The sequence below is a fragment of the Paenibacillus alba genome, assembly GCF_013204855.1.
Lineage (GTDB): Bacteria > Bacillota > Bacilli > Paenibacillales > NBRC-103111 > Paenibacillus_E > Paenibacillus_E alba.
The window spans coordinates 1-1,864 of sequence record NZ_JABMKZ010000085.1 but is presented as its reverse complement, the minus strand read 5'-3'; the positions used below and the strand labels follow the sequence as shown (position 1 = coordinate 1,864).

The 1,864-nt window shown below is 40.8% G+C and carries 2 protein-coding genes; both read left to right on the top strand.

The genetic code is table 11. The features are described 5' to 3' along the window. A partial coding sequence (locus tag HQN90_RS37925) for a hypothetical protein (RefSeq protein WP_173227980.1) occupies nt 1-316 on the top strand: 316 nt, incomplete at its 5' end. A gap of 14 nt (nt 317-330) precedes the next feature. Further along, on the top strand, nt 331-1,864 hold a 1,534-nt coding region (locus HQN90_RS37920; RefSeq protein WP_275942659.1), incomplete at its 3' end, for a beta-ketoacyl synthase N-terminal-like domain-containing protein.

Here is a 1,864-nt window from a genome sequence, read left to right as displayed (position 1 = left end):
AGAGATTGAAGCCATGATGCGGCAAGATACAGGTGCCGTGGCCTTGGAAACCCCGCAAGGGATTGAAGCGTTCTATCGGGGATTTGCATCGGGCCAAGATCAAGTCATGGTGGTCGCGGGAGAAATAGAACGGTTAATAAATCTTCTGGGAGGAACGAAATCTAGAAAAATGACACATGCTTCCCATACTAAAAGAAATATTGCAGAATCTGGATCAACCGCAGGTCAAAATGATAATAAATTTTATCAGGATATTATTAATGAAGTAATTGAAGGTAGATTAACGGAAGATCAATTTATAGAATTATTGAATTAGAGGTGTTTAGAATAATGATAACCGATCAAGCCGAGTTGTTATATAGAAAAATAAAAGAAAACAATATGAGTTTGGAAGAATGTATACAGTTGATGAAGGATTTAAAAGGACAAAATGAAGAAACGGAAAGCATAATTTTTAAAAGAACCCTGCACGACTTGACAGCTTGGGCATCCGATATCCTAAAAGTAGAGCAAAAGGATATAGATGTATTTACAGAAATAACTGATTATGGTTTTGATCAAATATTGATAACTGAATTTATTAACAAACTTAATCAAAAATATATGCTTGATATTAATTCAAAAATTATGTTCGAACAAAAAAATATTCATAGTCTTGCTACCTATCTAATCCAACAACATACTGAAACATTAGCTGGATTATACGGGGTGGAAATATTTACCGACCAAATAAAGGGAGAAAACAAATTTGATATAGGGGAAGAAGTATTTCGTGAAAAAGTCATAGGCTATTTTAAAAAGAGCCTATCTTTCGTTATTAAAATACCTGAAACACAAATCGAGGAAGATGCCTTTTTTGAAGAATACGGCATTGATTCCATCATGGTCATGAAGTTAACAGGTGAATTGGAAAAAGACTTCGGTTCTTTACCCAAAACTCTGTTTTTTGAGTATCAAAATCTTCAGACACTGGCAGGATATTTCATCGAGCAGTACCCAGAGCAACTGCCGAAGATATTGGGAATCGAGGAAAACCAGACTGCGCCCCAGAAGGGAATGGGCAAATCGGTAAAGCCGGTGCCCCAAAGGAACCGTTTGATCCACATGCAAACGGGCGGCCGTAATCCAAGAAACAGATCTGCCCTGCGTGTACAAGAAGCACGAAGAGAAAACGAGGGAATGGACATAGCCGTCATTGGGGTGGCAGGGCGGTATCCCCAAGCGAGGACGATGGAAGAGTTTTGGCAGAATCTTAAAAGCGGCAAGGATTGTATAACGGAGATTCCGCAAGAGCGTTGGGATCACAGGTTATATTACGACGAAGACAAAAACAAAATAGGGAAAACCTATAGCAAATGGGGAGGATTTATAGAGGGAGTGGATCAATTCGATCCACTCTTCTTTCATATCACACCAAGAGAAGCAGAAATCATGGACCCACAGGAGCGATTGTTCCTGCAGTGTGTTTATGAAGCGTTGGAGGATGCGGGGTACACCAGAGATAGCCTGGGGAAAAATGAGGCATTTGGATTGAAGGGGAACGTAGGGGTTTATGTTGGAGTAATCAATGAAGAGTATCAACTTTATGGGGCACAAGAGCAAATCAAAGGGAATCATATCGTTTTGTCAGGTACACTTTCCTCCATAGCAAACCGAGTGTCCTATTTCTGTAATTTCCATGGTCCGAGCATGGCGGTAGATACGATGTGTTCATCCTCGTTAACGGCCATTCACCTGGCATGTCAAGGCTTACGAAGCGGGGGATGTGAAGTAGCCATTGCCGGGGGAGTGAATGTCTCCATCCATCCCAACAAATACTTGATGCTTGGACAAGGGAAATTTGCATCGAGCAAGGGGAAATGCG